Origin of the sequence: Amycolatopsis rifamycinica (assembly GCF_000695625.1) — a bacterium.
Classification (GTDB): domain Bacteria; phylum Actinomycetota; class Actinomycetes; order Mycobacteriales; family Pseudonocardiaceae; genus Amycolatopsis; species Amycolatopsis rifamycinica.
The window spans coordinates 159,504-174,737 of record NZ_JMQI01000064.1 but is presented as its reverse complement, the minus strand read 5'-3'; the positions used below and the strand labels follow the sequence as shown (position 1 = coordinate 174,737).

The window sequence follows — 15,234 nt, the reverse complement described above, 5'->3', positions numbered from 1 at the left end:
GGTTCATGCGCATTCGCGTCGTCCTGGACGTCCTCGCCGTCCTCGTGCTGGCCCTGGGGGCCGGCGGCAACCTCGCCGCCGGCGCGTGGTCGCTGCCGCCGTGGCTGCCCGCCTGGCTGGGCTGGACCATTCTCGTGCTGAGCGTCGCCCCGATCGTGCTCCGGCGGTGGTGGCCGCGCGCGGCCTACATCGGGTCGCTGGTGGTGACCGCGGCGGCGGTGCCGATCGGCGGGCCGGTGCTGGCGACCTCCGTCGTGGCCGCGGGCTGCGCGCTGTACACCTTCGTGGTGACGCGGGGCAGCCGCGCGACCCGGGCCGGCTTCGCGGCCGGGCTGGTCGGTATCGGCGTGATCGCCTTCGCGGTGCCGAACCCGAGCACGGCGACGACGGTGAACTTCGGCGCGTCGGCGCTGGTCGTCGGGTTCGCGCTCGGCATCGCCGTCCACGGCCGCCGTGAGCACGCCGCGATCGAGCGCGAAACCCATGCGCAGCAAGCGGTTTCCGCGGAACGGCTGCGGATCGCCCGTGAGATGCACGACGTCGTCGCGCACAGCATGAGCTTGATCGCGGTCAAGGCGGCGGTCGGCAACCACCTCGCCCTCGAACAGCCCGATCAGGCGCGCGACGCGCTGCGCGTCATCGAAGACACCAGCCGCGAGACCCTGGCCGAACTGCGGCGCATGCTCGGCGTGCTGCGCGACGGCACCGGCGTCCCGGCGCTGGCGCCCGCCCCCTCGCTCGACGACCTGCGAACCCTCGCCGAACGCGCCCAGCAGGCGGGGCCCGCGGTCGACCTGGTCGTCGACGGCCTCACCGAACTGCCGAGCGGCGTCGGCCAGTCGGTGTACCGGATCGTCCAGGAGGCACTGACCAATGTGGTCAAGCACGCGGCCGCGGCGAAGTGCCGCATCCAGGTCACCGGCGCCGACGGCGAGGTGACGATCGAGGTCCTCGACGACGGCCGCGGCGGCGAGGCCGTCCCCGGCCACGGGCTGATCGGGATGCGCGAGCGCGTCGCGGTCTACGCGGGCGAATTCTCCGCGGCGCCCACCGAAACCGGCTTCCGCGTCTTCGCGCGGCTGCCCTACGAAGAGAAGGTGGCGGCCCGATGACCCGCGTCCTGATCGCCGACGACCAGGCGCTGCTGCGCGGCAGCTTCCGGGTGCTGGTCGACAGCGCACCGGGCCTCGAAGTGGTCGCGGAGGCCTCCGACGGAGCCGAGGCGGTGGCCCTGACCCGCCTCGAACGGCCGGACGTCGTGCTCATGGACGTCCGCATGCCGGAGATGGACGGCATCGAGGCCACCCGCCGCATCTGCGCGGAGACGGACGTCCGGGTCCTCATGCTGACCACGTTCGACCTGGACGAGTACGTGTATTCGGCGTTGCGGGCGGGCGCGAGCGGCTTCCTCCTGAAGGACACCCGCCCGGCGGACCTGCTGGCGGCGATCGAGGTGGTCGCCTCCGGCGACGCCCTGCTGGCCCCCTCGGTGACGCGGCGCCTGGTGGCGGAGTTCGCGCGGCTGCCGTCGGGCCCGGTGACCCGCCTGGACGGCGTGACGGCTCGCGAGCAGGAGGTCCTGACGTTGATCGCGCGGGGCTTGTCGAACGACGAGATCGCCGCGCGCCTGCACCTGGGCATCGCCACGGTCAAGACCCACGTCGGCCGCCTGCTGCACAAGCTGGCCGCGCGGGACCGGGCCCAGCTGGTGATCGTCGCCTACGAATCGGGCCTGATCCGGCCTACACCGCCCGCGTGAACGGCGCGAACCGCATCGAGGAATCCCCCGGCAGCGAACGGCCACCCAAGACCAGCCGCGGCGCCAACGGCCCCGGAACCAGCCCGCGCTCCTCAAGCCACGCCGCCAGCGAAGGGAACCGGAAGTCCGGATCCACCCGAACCTCCCCCGGCACGGTCCGCGCCACCCCGCGGATCAGGGCCTTCGCCTGCTCCACCGACCGCGCCACGACCGGCCCGATCACGGTCACGTGCCCGATGTCCGTCCCGAACGCGAACCCCCCGTCGACCACGAACGGCGTTCCCAGCCGCGCCAGGAACGACCGCCGATCCACGCCGTGCGCGGCGAGATCCAGCGGGAGCACCTCGGCCAACGAGCCGGGCGAAGCGCCCGGACCGCCGTCGTCGGCGAATCGGCCGACGTGCCCCCGGCAACCGCCGTCGGCCACGAACCCCATCGACTCGTACAGCGGCCGGCCGAGCGTCGAAGCGTGCAGCCACACCACCCGGTCCCCGGCCGCCGAGACCGCCCGCTCGGTGATCGCGCGACCCAGCCCCCGCCGCCCGTGGCGGGGCGCGACCAGCACCATCGAGATCGACGCCACCGAGCCGAACGCCACCAGGGCCGCGGACGCCGCCAGCCCGAGGCCGTCCGGGTCGTCGATCCCGAACAGCGTTCCGGTCTCGTGCAGCAGCCGCCACTTCGGTGGCTCGCGCGGCCACGAGCGGGACTCGGCCAGGTCGGAGCAGGCGGGCAGGTCGGCGGCGGTCAGGGTGCGGATCTCCACGGACGTTGCCTACGCCACACGCCAAGTGACCGACAAGTAGTTAAGCTCCCGTGGCATGAGCAGTGCGACGGAGCCGCTCGGGACGCCGCCCGAGGACGAACCGGACATCCACACCACGGCCGGCAAGCTGGCCGACCTGTACCGCCGGTACGACGAGGCGGTGCACGCGGGCTCGGCCCGTGCGGTGGAGAAGCAGCACGCCAAGGGCAAGAAAACCGCCCGCGAACGCATCGAGCTGCTCCTCGACGAGAACTCCTTCGTCGAACTCGACGAGCTGGCGCGGCACCGCTCGACCAACTTCGGCCAGGAGAAGAACCGCCCGTACGGCGACGGCGTCGTGACCGGCTACGGCACCGTCGACGGCCGTCCGGTGTGCGTCTTCAGCCAGGACGTCACCGTCTTCGGCGGCAGCCTCGGCGAGGTCTACGGCGAGAAGATCGTCAAGGTGATGGACCTGGCGATCAAGACCGGCCGTCCGATCATCGGCATCAACGAGGGCGGCGGCGCGCGCATCCAGGAGGGCGTCGTCTCGCTCGGCCTCTACGGCGAGATCTTCCGCCGCAACGTGCAGGCCTCCGGCGTCATCCCGCAGATCTCGCTGATCATGGGCGCGAACGCGGGCGGGCACGTCTACTCCCCCGCGCTGACCGACTTCATCGTGATGGTCGACGAGACGTCGCAGATGTTCATCACCGGCCCGGACGTCGTCAAGACGGTCACCGGCGAGGACGTCACCTTCGAGGAGCTCGGCGGCGGCCGCACCCACAACACGAAGTCCGGCGTCGCGCACTACCTGGGCTCCGACGACGAGGACGCCATCGCCTACGTCAAGGAACTGCTCTCCTACCTGCCGCAGAACAACCTGTCGGACGCGCCGGTGTTCGAGCCGCCTTCCGACCGGCCGGGGTTCTTCGACGACGTCACCGACGCCGACCGCGAGCTGGACACGATCATCCCGGACTCGCCGAACACCCCGTACGACATGCACGAGGTGATCACCCGGGTCGTCGACGACGGTGACTTCCTCGAGGTCCACGAACTGTTCGCGCCGAACATCATCGTCGGCTTCGGCCGCGTCGACGGCCACAGCGTCGGTGTCGTCGCCAACCAGCCGACGCAGTTCGCGGGCTGCCTCGACATCGACGCGTCCGAGAAGGCCGCGCGGTTCGTGCGCACCTGCGACGCGTTCAACATCCCGGTGCTCACCTTCGTCGACGTCCCGGGCTTCCTCCCGGGCACCGATCAGGAGTGGAACGGCATCATCCGCCGCGGCGCGAAGCTGATCTACGCCTACGCGGAGGCGACGGTCCCGCTGGTCACGGTGATCACGCGCAAGGCCTTCGGCGGCGCGTACGACGTCATGGGCTCGAAGCACCTCGGCGCCGACATCAACCTGGCCTGGCCGACCGCGCAGGTCGCGGTGATGGGTGCCCAGGGCGCGGCGAACATCGTCCACCGCAAGACCCTGGCCAACGCGGCTTCCGAGGGGAAGGACGTCGACGCGCTGCGCGCCGAGCTGATCCAGGAGTACGAGGACACGCTGCTGAACCCGTACGCGGCGGCCGAGCGTGGGTACGTCGACTCGGTGATCGTGCCGGCGCACACCCGCGGGCACGTCGCACGGGCGCTGTCCCTGCTGCGGAACAAGCGGGAATCGCTGCCGCCCAAGAAGCACGGGAACATCCCGCTGTGAGCGGCGAAAAGCCCCTGCTGAGGGTGGTCCGGGGCAACCCGAGCGACGCCGAGCTGGCGGCGCTGACGGCGGTCGTCGCGGCGGCGTCGGCCGCGAAGACGCCGGAGAAGCCGAAGCCGCGCACGTCGTGGTGGGGCGATCACGCTGCTTCGCTGCGGCGGCCGCTGCACCCCGGCGAGGGTGCTTGGCGCGCTTCGGGTCTGCCTCAGGGCTGAAGGGCGTCGAGGAAGACCGTCGGGACTTCGTTCTCCCGGACGATCGCGCCCAGCAGCGCCGCGAGCCGATCGCGGTCCGGGGTGCTCAGGCCCGCGGCCAGCTCGTCGACGCGGCGGCACGTCGCCGCGTAGAAGTCCTCCGCCAGGTCGTGGCCGTCCGCGGTCAGGAGGACCTGGACCGCCCGGCGGTCGACCGGGTCGGGTTCGCGCCGGACGAGCCCGCGGCGGACCGCGCGGTCGACCAGGCCGGTCAGGCTCGACTTCTCGAGGCCGAGCGTCGCGCCCAGGTCGCCCATGCCGTACGGCCGGCCCATCAGCACGCACAGCAGCTGCCCCTGCTGCACGGTGAGCCCGTACTCGCGGGCGGACTCGGTGTAGACGGCGTTCACCAGGAACGACGCCCGCACGAGCCCGGCCACCACACCGAGGTCCGCCCCGCTCTTCCCCATCCGGTCAGCCTACTTCGCGACGGCCTCGCGCACGGCGGGCACGATCTCCTCGGCCCACCGCGCGGTGGCGACCTCGTCGGGGGCGCTGCCGCCGGGTCCGAAGAGCACGAACCCGGCGGCGCCGTGCTCCAGCACGGCGCCGGTCAGCTCCTCGATCCACTGGGCGGGCGAGCCACCGATCCAGCGGCCGTCGCCGTCGCGGGTCCTGCGGAGCGGCTCCGCCGTGATGCGCCCGGGGAAGTTGTAGACGGTGGCGATCTCGGCGGGATCCCGCCCGGCGTCGACGGCGGCCTTGTCGATCAGCGGCCGTGAGGTGCGGTAGCGCTCGCTGAGCCAGTCGGCGGCGTGGCCGGGCATCCACCCGTCGGCCACCCGGCCGGTGACGGCGAGGGACTTCGGCCCCACCGACCCGGTCCACACCGGCGGCATCTCCGCCGCGGCCGGTTCCAGGTTCGTGACCTGGTGGAACTCGCCCTCGAAGGTGACCGGCCCGCCGCCCCCGCCGAGCATCTTGACCAGCCGGATGCCCTCCTCGAAGGCCCGGACGGCCTGCCCCGGCGCGAGTTTCGGGAAGCCGAGCCGCGCGATGTCGTCCCACAGCCCGCCGACGCCCATGCCGAGCACGATCCGGCCGCCGGTCAGCGCGGACAGGCTCGTGACGGTGCGCGCGAGCACCGACGCCGGGCGCGTCGGCAGGTTCGTGACGCTGACCAGGCCGGAGACCCGTTCGGTCCGGCCGAGCAGGACCCCGAGTTCGGCGTACGCGTCGAGCCGATCGGCGTGGTACGGGTGATCGGACACGGTGATGAGGTCGAGCCCGCCGCGGTCGGCCTGAACGGCCCGGTCCAGGGCGTCGGAGACGGCGGAGACGGCCGTGGACACGCCGATGCCGAAGTAGGTCATGGTTTCCTCCCAGTTAGTTCGTACTACGAACATAACACAAGTAGTTCCTAGCACGAACTAACTTCGCGGAGGGCTCGCGGGCGGCCTGCCGGAAAACCGGTCGAGCCGCGGCCGACCGCCTGCTACCTTGGGTTCCGCCCGGTGCGACGGGGAAGGTTACTTCCGGTATCCCTTGGTTCGAATCCAAAACCGGTCGCCTCACGGTGACCGGTGGACACCTTCTCCAGCCGAGACCTCGGGCACCCAACTTCACACGCACTCCCGGTGCGTCACCGATCTCGGGAGTCACGGCCACCACGGTGCCCGGTGCGCAGGCGAGGGTTACTTCCGCTTCCAACGGGCAGGTCGGGGGTTCGAATCCCTCCCGGACCACTCGCGGTCCGGTAGCTCAGTGGCCTAGAGCAGCTATGTACCTTCACCGATTTCGATCTCGGGCATCGCTGTGGCCGTGACTCCCTCCACAACAGGGGGAGAAATGAGCAAGTTCAACACCGCACGAGCGCCCGCCGCGACCTCTCCGGTCCGCGGCGAGGCCACGCCGTCCACCGTCACCCACCAGGGCGGTGCCGGCTACGCGCGCGACACCAAGTCCGAGCTCTTCCTGCTCGCCGTCGCGAACATGGTCGGCGAGCACACCTTCTACGAGTCCGCGGACACCCGCGACACGCGCTACGCCGAGCTCGTCCGCAAGTCCACGTTGGACGATCCTCAGTGGACCGCGCGGTTCCTGCGCTGGCTGCGGACCGCCGCGAACCTGCGGACGGCGTCGCTGGTCGGCGCGGCCGAGTTCGCCAAGGCGCGGCGGGACGCCGGCCTCGACGGGATGAGCCGCCAGGTCGTCGCCGACGTGCTGCAGCGGGCCGACGAGCCCGGTGAGCTGCTCGCCTACTGGACTTCCGTGCACGGCCGGGCCGTGCCGAAGCCCGTCAAGCGCGGGATCGCCGACGCCGCGGCGCGGCTGTACGACGAGCGATCCTTCGTCAAGTGGGACTCCGCCGCGCACGCGTTCCGGTTCGCCGACGTCCTCGAGCTGACCCACCCGGCCGGCGGAGGCGAGCTGTTCAAGCACATCCTCGACGAGCGCCACGGCCGCGGCAACGCCATCCCGGACTCCCTGGCCACGCTGCGCGCCCGCGCGGAGCTGATGAGCCAGGACGTCGACCGGCGGCGAGCGCTGTTCGGCCGGACGGACGCCGCGGACGTGCTGCGGGCGGCGGGCATGACGTGGGAGTCCGTCGCCGGATGGCTGCAGGGTCCGCTGGACGCGCGCGTCTGGGAGGCGCTGATCCCGTCGATGGGCTACATGGCCCTGCTGCGGAACCTCCGCAACTTCGACGAGGCCGGCGTCTCGGACGCGGTCGCGCAGCGGGTCGCCGAGCGGCTCGCCAGTCCCGTGCAGGTCGCGAAGTCGCGGCAGCTGCCGATGCGGTTCCTCGCGGCCTACCGGGCGGCGCCGTCGCTGCGGTGGGCGTGGGCGCTCGAGCGGGCGATCGCGCACGCGCTGGCCAACGTGCCCGTGCTGCGCGGCCGGACGCTCATCCTCGTCGACACGTCGGCGTCGATGAACGACCGCTTCAGCAAGGACGGCAGCCTGATGCGCTGGGACGCGGCCGCGGTGTTCGGACTGGCGCTCGGACGGCGCTGCGCGAAGGCCGACGTCGTGTCGTTCTCGGACGGCTACTGGGACCGCGGCCAGGGCACCAAGGTGTTCAAGCTGCGCCGGGGCGGGTCGCTGCTGGCCGACGTCGAGCGCTGGAAGTCCGGCGGGTTCTTCATCGGCGGCGGCACCGACACGGCGGGCGCGGTGAAGAAGCACTTCGCGAAGCACGACCGCGTCGTCATCCTCACCGACGAGCAGGCGGCGTACGGCGACGTCGGGCAAGCTCTGCCCGCGCACGTGCCGCTGTACACCTGGAACCTGGCGGGTTACCGGGCCGGCCACGCGCCGTCCGGCGGCGCGCACCGGCACACCTTCGGCGGCCTGACCGACCAGGCGTTCCGGATGATCCCGCTGATCGAGCGGGGCCGGAACGCCGACTGGCCCTTCTGAGAGACGCCGTGAAGGCCCCCATGACGAGATCATGGGGGCCTTCACGCTGTGTACGGCGCGTCACAGGAATGACCGTGGACCCGGCGCTAGCCCACGTCGTATAGTCCACGTGGAATAACCGACCTGGAGGAGCTGAACCCATGGCCTCGCCCAAGCTGACCCCGCTCGGCATCGCCGTGCTGGAGCTGCTCCACGAGGGGCCGATGCACCCGTACGAGATGGCCCAGCTCATGCGCGAGCGGTACGTCCACATGCGGGTCAACGTGAAGGCCGGCTCGCTCTACCACACCGTGGAGCGCCTGCTCCGGGACGGACTCATCGAGGTCGTCGACACGCAACGTGACGGACGGCGGCCCGAACGGACCGTCTACGGCATGACGCAGCGAGGGCTCGACGAGTTCACCCAGCGCGGCCGCGAGCTGCTCGGCGATCTCGCGACGGAATTCCCCGCCTACCTGTCCGGGCTCGGGGTGATCGACGAACTGGGGCGCGAAGCTTCGCTGATCGAACTCGAGCACCGGATCACCCGGCTGCGCGCCGCGGTGGCCGCGGACGAGGCGGTGCTGCAGCGGCTGGCCGAAGACGGGACGCCGCCGATCTACTGGCTGGACTGGCGCTACCAGTGCGACCACCGGAAGTTCGAGCTCCAGTGGACCGAGCGGCTCCTCGACGACCTGCGCTCCGGGCGGATCGCCTTCAAGGACGAAGGACAACCCAAGCTCACGCTCATCACCAAGGAAGACGACGATGAACGCAAGACAAGCTAACCCGTGGGCCGCGCTGGGCGCGCTGTGCCTCGGCTTCTTCATGATCCTGCTCGACACGACGATCGTGTCGATCGCGATCCCGACCATGCTGCGCGAGCTGGGCGCCGGGCTGAACTCGATCGTCTGGGTGATCAGCGTCTACCTGCTCACCTACGCCGTGCCGATGCTGTTCACCAGCCGGCTCGGTGACCGCTTCGGCCCGAAGCGCGTGTTCCTCGCCGGGCTCGTCGTGTTCACCGGCGCGTCGCTGTGGTGCGGCCTGTCCGGCAACGTCGAAATGCTGATCGCCGCCCGGGCCGTGCAGGGCCTCGGCGCCGCCCTGATGACGCCGCAGACGCTGGCGTTCATCACGCACCTGTTCCCGCCGGCCAAGCGCGGTCCGGCGATGGGCATGTGGGGCGGGGTCGCCGGGCTGGCGACCATCGCGGGCCCGCTGCTCGGCGGCGTGCTCGTCGACCACCTCGGCTGGGAGTGGATCTTCTACGTCAACGTGCCGATCGGCGTGATCGCCGTCGTGCTCACCCTGCTGCTGGTGCCGGACTGGCAGCCGAAGCACGCGCACTCGTTCGACCTGCTGGGCATCGTGCTCTCGAGCGCGGCGCTGCTCTGCATCGTGTTCGGCGTCCAGAACGGGCAGCAGTACGACTGGGGCACGGTCTTCGCCGGGATCACGGTGTTCGAGATCATCGGCGCCGGCGTGGTGCTGATGATCGCGTTCCTGGTGTGGCAGCGGTTCAACAAGCGGGAGCCGCTGCTGCCGCTGCAGGTGTTCTCGAACCGGAACTTCTCGGCCGGGACGCTCACCGCGACCACCGTCGGCTTCGCGATGACCGGCATGTTCCTGCCGCTGGTCATCTACATCCAGTCGGTGCTCGGGCTGAGCCCGACCATGGGCGGCCTGCTCACCGCCCCGATGTCGCTGCTGTCCGGGATCATCGCGCCGTTCGTCGGGCGCGCGTCGGACAAGGTGAACGGCAAGTACCTGGTGATGTTCGGCCTGGCGGCGCTCGCGGCCGGGCTCGGGATCATCGCGCTGCAGGCGACGCCGGACAGCAACCCGTGGACGTTCGTCCCGGCGCTGCTGGTGTGCGGGCTCGGCATCGGCTGCATCTTCTCGCCGATGAGCAACCTGACGATGGGTTCGATCGAGCCGCGCCTGGCCGGGACCGCGTCCGGCATCTTCAACACCGCGCGCCAGGTGGGCGGCGTGCTCGGTAGCGCGGCCATCGGCGTGCTGCTGCAGGCGCGGATCAGCGCGTCCATCGCGGACGAAGCGACGAAGGCCGCTTCGCAGCTGCCGGAGCAGTACCGGGCGCCGTTCACGGAGGGCATCGCGCACGCGGCGGCGAGCACCGGCGAGTTCGGCTCGGCGGGCGGCCCGTCGCCGATGCCGGGGCTGCCCGCGGAGATCGCCGCGCAGGCCGGGAAGCTGGCCACCGAGGCGGTCCACAGTGGACTGACCGACGCCGCCCGCGTGACGATGCTGCTGCCGATGGGCGTCCTCCTGCTCGGGGTCGTTTCCGCGGCGGTGATGCAGCGGGTCAAGCCGCGCTGGCAGACACCGGCGCCGGCGCCCGAAGCGGCCGCGGCCTGAAACACCGTGCAGGCCCCCGCTCCGGTGTCGGGTACCGGAGCGGGGGCCTGCACGGACCGCGGGAGCGGTGGTCCGCCTAGCGGTGGTGGCGGCGGTAGGACAGGCCGTACCCGTACGGGAACAGGCCCTGCTGGCCGTCACCGGCGTTGATCGGTTCCTGGGCCGAGCTCTTCGGCCAGGTGAAGCTCAGCTTGCCGGTCGGGTTGTAGTCGCCGTACAGGACATCGGCGACGCCGGCGCCTTCCGAGCCCGGCAGCCAGGCCGCCACGAGGCCCTTGACCGACGGCAGCTGCGCCGAGATGTCCAGCGGCCGTCCGGAGACGGTCACCAGGACGGTGGGGACGCCCGAGGCCTTCAGCTTGCCGACGAGGGCGAGGTCTTCGGCGTCGAGGCCGAGTCCGTTCGGCCGATCTCCCTGCCCTTCGGCGTACGGTGTTTCGCCCACCACAGCGACCGCGACCTGGTAGCTGCGGTCGATTCCGTTACCCGCACGGTCATAGGTCACCACCGTGCCTTTCCCGGCACCGGCCTTGATGCCGTCGAGGATCGTCGTGCCCGGGATCACCCGCTCGCCGCTCTGGCCCTGCCAGGTGAGGGTCCAGCCGCCGGCCTGGTTGCCCATGTCGTTGGCGTTCTTGCCGGCCACGAAGATCTTGTTGTTCTGCTTGGCCAGCGGCAGCACGCCGTCGTTCTTCAGCAGCACCTGCGACTCGCGCACCGCCTGCCGCGCCACGGCGCGGTGCGCCGCACTGCCGAAGTCCTTCTGCAGCGAGCGGTCGGTGTACGGGCGTTCGAACAGGCCCAGCTCGAACTTCTTCGTGAGGATCCGCCGGTTGGCGTCGTCGACGCGCGACATCGGGACGTCCCCGTTGAGGACTTCGGCCTTCAGCGTGGCGACGAACTTCTGGTAGTCGTACGGGACCATCACCATGTCGATCCCGGCGTTGACGGCCTGCTTGACCTCGGCGGCGGTGAACCCTTCCTGACCGTCGATCTGGTCGATGCCGTTCCAGTCGGAGACGACGAACCCGGAGAAGCCCAGCTCGCCCTTGAGCAGGTCGGTGATGAGGAACTTGTTGCCGTGGTCCTTGACGCCGTTCCAGCTGTTGAAGCTGATCATCACCGAGCCGACGCCGTGCGCGACCGCGGCCCGGAACGGCGGCAGGTGGATCCGCCGCAGCTCCTCCAGGCTGATCTGGGTGTTGCCCTGGTCGTCGCCGCCGGTGGTGCCGCCGTCGCCGATGAAGTGCTTGGCCGTGGCCAGGACGGACGTCGGGTCGCCGAGCGCGCGGCCCTGCAGGCCCTCGATGACCACCGAGTTGGCGACGGCGTTGGCGGGAACTTCGCCGTAGGACTCGTATGTGCGGCCCCAGCGGTCGTCGCGGGCGACGCACAGGCAGGGCGCGAAAGCCCACTTGACGCCGGTGGCCGCGGTCTCGTCCGCGGTGATCGCGCCGATCTTCTCGACCAGCCGCGGGTCGTTCGCCGCACCCAGGCCGATGTTGTGCGGGAAGACCGTCGCGCCGTACACGTTGTTGTGGCCGTGCACGGAGTCGGAGCCGTAGATGATCGGGATGCCGAGACCGGTCGAGGTCGCCGCCTTCTGGTAGGCGTCGATCATGTCCGCCCAGGCGGCCGGCGTGTTCGGCGTCGGCGTCGAACCGCCGCCGGAGAGGATGGAGCCGAGCCGCGCCGCGGCGGACTGGGCGGGCGTCGCGGCGCCCCGCTCGCCCTGGGTCATCTGCCCGACCTTGTCGTCGAGCGTCATCCGCGCCATCAGGTCCGTGACGCGGTCGGCCACCGAGGCCCGTGGGTTCTTGTAGAGCGGTGCCGCGGTCGCGGACGCCATCGGCGCGAGGGCCGTGCCCGCGAGCAGCAGACCGGCCAGGGCGGTGGTTCGCAATGATCTCGTGGTGCGGAGGAGCGGCATTGTTCTCTCCGTGACAATCCGTCGATCCATAAGTTGCGAGCCAAAACAAATTAGCTCTCCTGCGGAGTGACGCCGGTCACAATTCGGTCACGACCGTCCGGCCCAGTAAGTTTCAGGGGTGCAGTTCGTCCTCGCCTCCCAGTCCCCCGCCCGGCTCGCCCTCCTGCGTTCCGCGGGCCTCGATCCCGCCGTGTTCGTCTCCGGCGTCGACGAGGACGCCGTCGCCGCCTCGCTGACCGATCCCTCGCCGTCCGAACTGGTCCAGGCCCTCGCCGCGGCCAAGGCCGAAGCGGTCATCGACCAGGTCGCCGCGGCGCACCCGGACGCCGTCGTCGTCGCCTGCGATTCGATGCTTTCGATCCACGGGCAGATGGTCGGCAAGCCGGGGGCACCGGACGTCGCCCGCAGCCGCTGGGCCGCGATGGCGGGGACGTCCGGTGAACTCCTCACCGGGCACGCGGTCGTCCGGCTCGACGGCGGGACGCGTGCCAAGGAGGCCGCCGGCTGGGAATCGACCACGGTCCGGTTCGGCACGCCGAGCCCGGCGGAGATCGACGCCTACGTCGCCAGCGGCGAGCCGCTCAACGTCGCCGGCGGCTTCACGATCGACGGCCTGGGCGGCTGGTTCGTCGAAGGCCTCGACGGCGGCCACACCAGCGTCATCGGCATCAGCCTGCCGCTGACCCGCCGGCTGCTGGCCGAGGTCGGCGTGAGTGTCGTGGATCTCTGGCGGTCTCCCGCATCCTGAGAAGGGCACCACACCTTCGGGTGATCCGGAAGAGTCCTCTCTTGCCTAACGTTCTCTTTACCCGGCAAGACAAGATACTTTCGAGCACCGGAGTCGCCCCGTGTCTTTCGTACGGACATACACCAAGCCGCGGGTGTTCGCGGCCGCGGTTCTCGGCTCGCTCGTCGTCGGGGCCCTCCTGGGCGTCGTCGCGCGGCAGACCGAGGCCGGCTGGCTGACCGATCTCCTCGACCAGATCGGCACCATCTTCACCACGCTGCTGCAGATCGCGGTGATCCCGCTGGTCTTCACGGCGATCGTGGTCGGCATCAACAGCCTCCGCGGCCTCGGCGGCGGCCGCACCGCCGCGCGTCTCGGCGGCAAGACGGTGCTGTGGTTCGCGATCACGTCGTTCATCGCGTCGCTGATCGGCATCGCGGTCGGCCGGATCTTCAACCCGGGCTCCGGTGGCCTCGGCGGCGTCGAAGCGACCGCGAAGAACGCCGACAAGGCCGCGAAGAGCGTCGACCACTGGGGTTCGTGGAGCGCCTTCGTCGACGGCCTCCTGCCGGAGAACTTCGTGAAAGCGTTTGCCGACGGCGAGACGCTGCAGGTGCTGTTCCTCGCGCTGGTCATCGGCGCGGCCGCGTACAGCCTGGGTGACAAGGCGAAGCCGTTCGTCGACTTCACGACGAGCGTGTTCGAGATCATCCAGCGCTACCTCGGCTGGATCGTCCGGCTGGCCCCGATCGGCATCGTCGGCCTGATCGGCGCGGCGGTGTCCAACTACGGCGACGCGCTGTTCCGGCCGCTGTTCTCCACCACGCTCGCGGTGTACGTCGGCTGCCTGCTCGTGCTGTTCGTCGTCTACCCGATCCTGCTGCAGTTCGTGGCGAAGGTCAGCCCGCTGAAGTTCTTCGCGAAGGCCGGCACGGCGATCCAGTTCGCGTTCGCCTCGCAGTCTTCGGCCGCGACGCTGCCGCTGACCCGCCAGTCCGCGGTCAACCTCGGCGTCCAGCCGGCGTACGCGGCCTTCGCGACTCCGCTCGGCAGCGCGACGAAGATGGACGGCTGCGCGGCGGTGTTCCCGGCGATCGCGGCGATCTTCGTGGCCAACCTGGCCGGGGTGTCGCTGAACTTCTGGCAGTACGCGGGCATCGTCGTGGTGGCCGTGGTCGGCGCACTGGCGACCGCCGGGACCACCGGCTGGCTGACGGCGTTCACGCTGACGACGTCGTTCATCGGCCTCGACGCCAAGCAGGTGGCGCTGGGCCTGGCCCTGATCTACTCGGTCAACCCGATCATGGACATGATGCGGACGGCGACGAACGTGGCCGGCCAGATCGTGGTGCCGACGATCGTGGCCCGCGGCGAAGGCCTCCTCGACGACGAGGTCCTCGACGCCCCGACCGACCGTCCCGAGCACAGCGACGACGGCACCGCCGCCCGCCACACCGCCCCCACCCCCGCCTGAGCGCCACTTTCACGTGAAAGTGACCCGGAGGCCGGTCCTCCACGTCACTTTCACGTGAAAGTGCCGCCTTTTGTGTTCAAGAGCCGGGGCAGGTGCGGAGGTCGGCGCGGGTGAGGCGGATGTCCGGCCAGCCGCGCAGGTCCGACGGGGCGGTGAAGCGGCGGGTGCAGCCGACCGATCTGCCCGCCAGGTCGTACACCTCGCCCAGCACCGGGGCCGCCGCGCACTTCGGGGTGCCGGCCGCCGAGTCCGGGCAGTCGTGGCGGACCACGATCACGTCGGGGCTGGCGTCGGCCGTGACGTCGTAGAGCGACAGCGTCCCGGCGTCCGCGTAGAACGGCTTGCCCGGGTCGCGCCACACTCCCCCGCTGGGGACGAGCAGCTCGCCGTACGCGGCCGTGCCGTCGTCACCGACGTCGCCGCGGACCAGGCACGCCGGGGCCGGGCCGTCGATGCAGCGCAGCGAGTTCTGGTCCAGCCGTACGCCCAGCTGGGCGATCGACAGCTCGAACACCGTGCCCGGCTCGGGCCCCACGCGCAGGCGGGCCGAACCGCCCCCGGTGTCGGTCAGCAGGACCACCGGCGTGCCCCCGACGGTCACCGCCGCGAGCTGGCGGCACGGGCCGCCGCCGCAAGTCACGGCGGGTGTCACCGGCGCGGCGGCGGGTTCGGCCAGTCCGACGGCCGCTTCGGGCCGCGGCCGCAGCAGGAACACCGCGCCGATCGCGCCGACGGTCACCACCGCGGCCAGCACCGCGGTGAGCAGCGCCGACCGGGGCGTCCGCGCTGCCGTAGTCCGCATAAGGCAGAGCGTAAGCCGCTTCGCGGCCGCGTGTCGGAAGCGCCCCGTCGCGATGTGACTGAATCGCCCGGGGGTGCCACACCCCGTGTCCGCCCGGCGGGCTTC

Annotated in this window: 14 protein-coding genes and 1 tRNA gene; 10 read left to right on the top strand and 5 right to left on the bottom strand. The window is 71.1% G+C overall.

Going from position 1 to position 15,234, the window contains the following annotated elements; all coding sequences use genetic code 11:
- The first annotated feature begins 5 nt into the window (after positions 1-5).
- Both DV20_RS31030 and DV20_RS31025 read left to right on the top strand, forming a co-directional pair.
- Positions 6-1,112, top strand: coding sequence for a sensor histidine kinase (locus DV20_RS31030; protein ID WP_043786510.1), 1,107 nt, complete (start codon positions 6-8; stop codon positions 1,110-1,112).
- On the top strand, positions 1,109-1,759 hold the full coding sequence (locus DV20_RS31025; protein ID WP_043786509.1) for a response regulator: 651 nt from the start codon (positions 1,109-1,111) through the stop codon (positions 1,757-1,759). Before DV20_RS31030 ends, DV20_RS31025 begins: the two co-directional genes overlap by 4 nt.
- Here the strand turns inward: DV20_RS31025 and DV20_RS31020 are convergent.
- A complete protein-coding gene (locus DV20_RS31020) occupies positions 1,743-2,525 on the bottom strand; it encodes a GNAT family N-acetyltransferase (protein ID WP_043786508.1) in 783 nt (260 codons plus the stop codon). The two genes, DV20_RS31025 and DV20_RS31020, sit on opposite strands and share 17 nt — an antisense overlap.
- A 55-nt stretch (positions 2,526-2,580) precedes the next feature.
- On the opposite strand from DV20_RS31020, the gene DV20_RS31015 reads away from it, so the two are divergent.
- Positions 2,581-4,218, top strand: a complete 1,638-nt coding sequence (locus DV20_RS31015) for an acyl-CoA carboxylase subunit beta (protein WP_043786507.1) — start codon at positions 2,581-2,583, stop codon at positions 4,216-4,218.
- The gene (locus DV20_RS31010) at positions 4,215-4,433 is read left to right on the top strand and encodes an acyl-CoA carboxylase subunit epsilon (RefSeq protein WP_043786506.1); all 219 of its coding nucleotides are present in this window, start codon (positions 4,215-4,217) and stop codon (positions 4,431-4,433) included. The genes DV20_RS31015 and DV20_RS31010 overlap by 4 nt, the downstream gene beginning before the upstream one ends.
- Here the strand turns inward: DV20_RS31010 and DV20_RS31005 are convergent.
- Together DV20_RS31005 and DV20_RS31000 are read right to left on the bottom strand one after the other, a co-directional pair.
- Positions 4,424-4,882 (bottom strand): MarR family winged helix-turn-helix transcriptional regulator, encoded by a 459-nt coding sequence (locus DV20_RS31005; RefSeq protein ID WP_043786505.1) that lies wholly within the window; start codon positions 4,880-4,882, stop codon positions 4,424-4,426. The genes DV20_RS31010 and DV20_RS31005 overlap by 10 nt on opposite strands.
- A 9-nt stretch (positions 4,883-4,891) precedes the next feature.
- Positions 4,892-5,785, bottom strand: coding sequence for an LLM class flavin-dependent oxidoreductase (locus DV20_RS31000; protein ID WP_043786504.1), 894 nt, complete (start codon positions 5,783-5,785; stop codon positions 4,892-4,894).
- Between the two features lie 298 nt (positions 5,786-6,083).
- Between DV20_RS31000 and DV20_RS45190 the strand changes: the two genes are divergently transcribed.
- The 4 genes from DV20_RS45190 (at position 6,084) to DV20_RS30985 (ending at position 10,196) form a co-directional block, all read left to right on the top strand.
- Positions 6,084-6,157, top strand: a tRNA-OTHER gene (locus DV20_RS45190).
- Between the two features lie 103 nt (positions 6,158-6,260).
- Positions 6,261-7,835, top strand: coding sequence for a TROVE domain-containing protein (locus tag DV20_RS30995; RefSeq protein WP_043786503.1), 1,575 nt, complete (start codon positions 6,261-6,263; stop codon positions 7,833-7,835).
- Positions 7,836-7,975: 140 nt separating this feature from the next.
- Complete coding sequence (locus DV20_RS30990) at positions 7,976-8,602, top strand: PadR family transcriptional regulator (RefSeq protein ID WP_043786502.1); 627 nt, start codon at positions 7,976-7,978, stop codon at positions 8,600-8,602.
- Entirely contained in the window at positions 8,583-10,196 is a 1,614-nt protein-coding gene (locus DV20_RS30985) for a DHA2 family efflux MFS transporter permease subunit (RefSeq protein ID WP_084093765.1), read from the top strand. Before DV20_RS30990 ends, DV20_RS30985 begins: the two co-directional genes overlap by 20 nt.
- A 76-nt stretch (positions 10,197-10,272) precedes the next feature.
- On the opposite strand, the gene DV20_RS30980 is transcribed toward DV20_RS30985, so the two are convergent.
- Positions 10,273-12,126 (bottom strand): glycoside hydrolase family 3 protein, encoded by a 1,854-nt coding sequence (locus DV20_RS30980; protein WP_043786498.1) that lies wholly within the window; start codon positions 12,124-12,126, stop codon positions 10,273-10,275.
- A gap of 118 nt (positions 12,127-12,244) precedes the next feature.
- On the opposite strand from DV20_RS30980, the gene DV20_RS30975 reads away from it, so the two are divergent.
- Complete coding sequence (locus DV20_RS30975; RefSeq protein ID WP_043786497.1) at positions 12,245-12,874, top strand: Maf family protein; 630 nt, start codon at positions 12,245-12,247, stop codon at positions 12,872-12,874.
- A gap of 100 nt (positions 12,875-12,974) precedes the next feature.
- Positions 12,975-14,327: a dicarboxylate/amino acid:cation symporter gene (locus DV20_RS30970; RefSeq protein ID WP_043786496.1), complete on the top strand. Its 1,353-nt coding sequence runs from the start codon at positions 12,975-12,977 to the stop codon at positions 14,325-14,327.
- 76 nt (positions 14,328-14,403) lie between these two features.
- Here the strand turns inward: DV20_RS30970 and DV20_RS30965 are convergent, their stop codons facing one another.
- Positions 14,404-15,129, bottom strand: coding sequence for a hypothetical protein (locus tag DV20_RS30965; protein ID WP_043786494.1), 726 nt, complete (start codon positions 15,127-15,129; stop codon positions 14,404-14,406).
- Positions 15,130-15,234 lie beyond the last annotated feature (105 nt).

What these genes read in the sequence shown, in the direction of transcription:
- DV20_RS30990 (WP_043786502.1), top strand. Translation starts at nt 7,976, where the DNA reads ATGGCCTCGCCCAAGCTGACCCCGCTCGGCATCGCCGTGCTGGAGCTG.
- DV20_RS30985 (WP_084093765.1), top strand. Translation starts at nt 8,583, where the DNA reads ATGAACGCAAGACAAGCTAACCCGTGGGCCGCGCTGGGCGCGCTGTGC.
- DV20_RS31005 (WP_043786505.1), bottom strand. Translation starts at nt 4,882, where the DNA reads ATGGGGAAGAGCGGGGCGGACCTCGGTGTGGTGGCCGGGCTCGTGCGG.
- DV20_RS30995 (WP_043786503.1), top strand. Translation starts at nt 6,261, where the DNA reads ATGAGCAAGTTCAACACCGCACGAGCGCCCGCCGCGACCTCTCCGGTC.
- DV20_RS31030 (WP_043786510.1), top strand. Translation starts at nt 6, where the DNA reads ATGCGCATTCGCGTCGTCCTGGACGTCCTCGCCGTCCTCGTGCTGGCC.
- DV20_RS31000 (WP_043786504.1), bottom strand. Translation starts at nt 5,785, where the DNA reads ATGACCTACTTCGGCATCGGCGTGTCCACGGCCGTCTCCGCCGTCTCC.
- DV20_RS30980 (WP_043786498.1), bottom strand. Translation starts at nt 12,126, where the DNA reads ATGCCGCTCCTCCGCACCACGAGATCATTGCGAACCACCGCCCTGGCC.
- DV20_RS31025 (WP_043786509.1), top strand. Translation starts at nt 1,109, where the DNA reads ATGACCCGCGTCCTGATCGCCGACGACCAGGCGCTGCTGCGCGGCAGC.
- DV20_RS31015 (WP_043786507.1), top strand. Translation starts at nt 2,581, where the DNA reads ATGAGCAGTGCGACGGAGCCGCTCGGGACGCCGCCCGAGGACGAACCG.
- DV20_RS30965 (WP_043786494.1), bottom strand. Translation starts at nt 15,129, where the DNA reads ATGCGGACTACGGCAGCGCGGACGCCCCGGTCGGCGCTGCTCACCGCG.